Origin of the sequence: Streptomyces calidiresistens, assembly GCF_014141525.1 — a bacterium.
GTDB lineage: Bacteria > Actinomycetota > Actinomycetes > Streptomycetales > Streptomycetaceae > Streptomyces > Streptomyces calidiresistens.
This window is the reverse complement of record NZ_VKHS01000648.1, coordinates 1-3,190: the sequence shown is the minus strand read 5'-3', so window position 1 is coordinate 3,190 and position 3,190 is coordinate 1. Positions and strand designations below refer to the sequence as shown.

The 3,190-nt window shown below is 75.5% G+C and carries 3 protein-coding genes; all 3 read left to right on the top strand.

The window, feature by feature from the left end; all coding sequences use genetic code 11:
* Positions 1-957 (top strand): oxygenase MpaB family protein (locus FOE67_RS20940; protein WP_228474124.1); only part of this gene is annotated, 957 nt, incomplete at its 5' end.
* Positions 957-1,802 carry a DUF4397 domain-containing protein gene (locus FOE67_RS20935; RefSeq protein WP_438874272.1) on the top strand — a complete coding sequence of 282 codons (846 nt, stop codon included), beginning with the start codon at positions 957-959 and terminating at the stop codon, positions 1,800-1,802. The genes FOE67_RS20940 and FOE67_RS20935, both read left to right, overlap by 1 nt.
* A 289-nt stretch (positions 1,803-2,091) precedes the next feature.
* Positions 2,092-2,838, top strand: a complete 747-nt coding sequence (locus tag FOE67_RS20930) for a class F sortase (protein WP_182666388.1) — start codon at positions 2,092-2,094, stop codon at positions 2,836-2,838.
* The last annotated feature ends 352 nt before the right edge of the window (positions 2,839-3,190 follow it).

Below are 3,190 nucleotides of genomic sequence, written 5' to 3'. Positions count from 1 at the left end.
CTCCCGCCCCTCGGCCCGTTGCCCGCCGTCGGACTCTTCGGGCCGGACACCGTCTCCTGGCGGGTCCACGCCGACCCCGCCATGGGCCTGGCCGGCCTCCGCGCCCTGCTGCTGCAGGCCCTCCACCCCCTCGCGATGGCCGGGGTCTCCCGCCACTCGACCTATCGCGAGGACCCCTGGGGACGGCTGTACCGCACGGCGTTCTTCATCGGCGCGGTCACCTACGGGACCGGACCCGAGGCCCGGGAGGTGATCGACCGCGTCCGGCGCGTGCACACCACCGTGCACGGCACCGACCCGGAGACCGGGCTGCCCTACCACGCGGCCGACCCCGACCTCCTCGTGTGGGTGCACACCAGCGAGGTCTCCTCCTTCCTGGAGGTCACCACCCGCGCCGGGCTGCGCCTGACGCCCGCCGAGGCCGACCGGTACCTCGCCGAACAGGCCGGCGTCGCACGACTGGTCGGTGTGCCGGAGGGCCATCCGCTGCCCGAGGACACGGCGGCCCTGGAGCGCTACCTGGAGGACATGCGCTCCGGCGGCACCCTGCGGGCGGGGCCGGCCGCGTTGGAGGCCGCCCGCTTCGCCTTCGCGCCCCCGCTGCCGGGGGCGGCCCGGGGCGCCCGTCCGCTGTGGGCGGGGCTCATCCGTCTGGCGGTCGCCCTGCTGCCGCCGTGGGCCCGCCGGATGTACGGCCTGCCCGCCCATCCGGCGGTGGACCGACTGGCGGGGGCCGGGGCACGGTCGTTGCGCCGCTGCCTGATCTCCCTGCCGCGCCCCCTGCGGGAGGGTCCGCACCTCCGGGACGCCCGGGTCCGCCGGCGGGAGTTCCCGGGCACCGCCGGCGCCGACTCCGGGGAAATTTTCGAACTCGGTGCATCCGTGCCGGCCCCTCCCCCGGAAGCACGGGATGAACCTCCACATCACGGTGGAGAACGCCGCGAAGGGGAAAAATGATGAACTACTCGCGCAGTGCCTCCTTTCTGGTCGCCGCCGCCGGTTCGTGCGCCCTCACCCTCGGCCTGGCCATCCCGGCCGGCGCCGAGGAGCACGGGGACGACACCGCCACCGTGTCCGTGCTGCACGGCGTCCCGGGCCTGACCGTGGACGTCTACGCCAACGGCGAGGTCCTCCTCCCCGACTTCGAGCCCGGCACCCTCACCGACCCGCTGGAGCTGCCCGCCGGCAGCTACGACCTGGCCGTCTACGAGGCCGGCGCCGACCCGGACGAGGCCGACCCGGCCATCGAGGAGACCGTCGAGGTGCCCGGCGGGGCCAACGCCACCGTGGCGGCCCACCTCTCCGCCGAGGGCGACCCGCAGCTGACGGCCTTCGTCAACGACACCTCCGAGATAGCCGCCGGTGAGAGCCGGCTGACCGTCCGGCACGTGGCCGCGGCCCCCGCCGTGGACGTCCGCGCCGGTGGCGACCCCGTCTTCGAGGGCCTGGAGAACCCGAACGAGGCCTCCGCCGACCTGCCCGCCGGCACCGTGAACGCCGACGTGGTCCTCGCCGGTACCGAGGACGTGGCGCTCGGCCCGGTCGACCTCGACCTCACCGAGGGCGTCTCCACCATCGTCTACGCCTGGGGCAGCGCCGAGGACGGCACCCTCGACCTCGCCGTCCAGACCATCGACGACCTGCACTCCGCGCCCGGCGGCGTGGACGCCGGCGGCAGCGGCACCATGGCCCCGCTGAACTCCACCACCGAGGCCGCGCTGTGGGGCGTGGGAGCCGCCGCGGCCCTGGCCGGTGTCGCCGGTCTCGCCCTGGTCCGCCGGCGCTCCGTCGAGCAGAACTGATCGGAGAAGTGCCCGGCACCCCCGCCGCATCCGACGATCGCGCGGCGCCCGACGCCGCCCCGATCCCCCGGTCCGCACTCCCGGTCGGACCGGGAAGGGCCGCCCGGCCCCTCACCACCACTCACCCCCCTCGGGGGCCGGGCGGCCCCGCACCGACGGCCGGCGGAGCGGGGGCGACGGCCTCCCCCCGCTCCCCGGTCCCGGTGGGTCCTCCCGAGGGGCCCGGGAACACCACGGGAAAACCCTCCACCACCCATCGACCACCCACGGAAGACGAGGACGGAAAGCGATGACGGGCACCGAGCGGCGCGGCCGTCCATCGGCGATGCCGGCCCTGTGCATCGTGTTGGTGGCGGTCACCGCCCTCGCCGTCGTCCTCGTCCTGCTCCTCTCGGGTCGTGGCGCCCCCGGTGATTTCGGCAGTCGTGCCGAGGTCACGGCGGACCCGGACCCGGGGAGGGGCACCGGACCGGGCGGCGGCGCGGCTGGGGATTCTGCGTCGCCGCCCACCTCCGCCGGGTCGGGGGGGTCGGCCGGTACCGACTCCCCCGACTCCCCCGACACCGCCGAGGCCGTCGAGGCGGCGGGATCCGATCCCACCGGGGTTTCGCTCGCCCGGGTGGGTCTGGACGCCCCGCTCGACCCGGTCGGCGTCAACGACGACCGCACCATGGAGATACCCGAGGACGTCTCCCGTGCCGGCTGGTACCGCTTCGGTCCGGCTCCCGGCGCCCCGGCGGGCTCCGCGGTCGTCGCCGGCCACGTCGACGCCACCGGCGGGGAGCGGGGCGCCATGGCCGCCCTGTACGACGTGCGCGCCGGGGATGTCGTCACCGTTCGACGCGACGGGGCGGGGCCTCTTCGCTACGAGGTCGTCGCCCGCGAGTTGATCGAGAAGCGCGCCCTGCCCGCCGAGTTGTTCCGTCGTGACGGCCCGCCGGTGCTCACCCTGATCACCTGCGCCGGGCCCTACGACCGGGAGCGCGGCGGGTACCTGAGCAATCTGGTGGTGACGGCCGTGCCGCTCGACCCCTGATCCCCGCCGGGCCGTGCCCGACACGCCGCTTTCGTCCCCGCTCCAGTCACCCGGAAGTCACGGCTTCTTACGATGAAGACATCCCGATGTCGCGCGCACGGCTCGTCGCGCGGCTCCCTCCGGTTCGCGCCCTCCCGGACGCGAACCGGCAACCGCGCAGCCCGAGGGGAGGTGGGCAGCAGTGGATCACGACGAGGCCGCCGGTGACGGCGGACGCCCGGACCCCGACGGCGACCGTACCCCCGCCTTCCCCGAACAGCACGATCCCGGTGCAGCCCCCGACCGATCCGGGGCCGTGACCGGGCGTTCGTCCGTTTCCGGAGGTGTCCCCCCCGCCCCTGCCGTCGGGCCC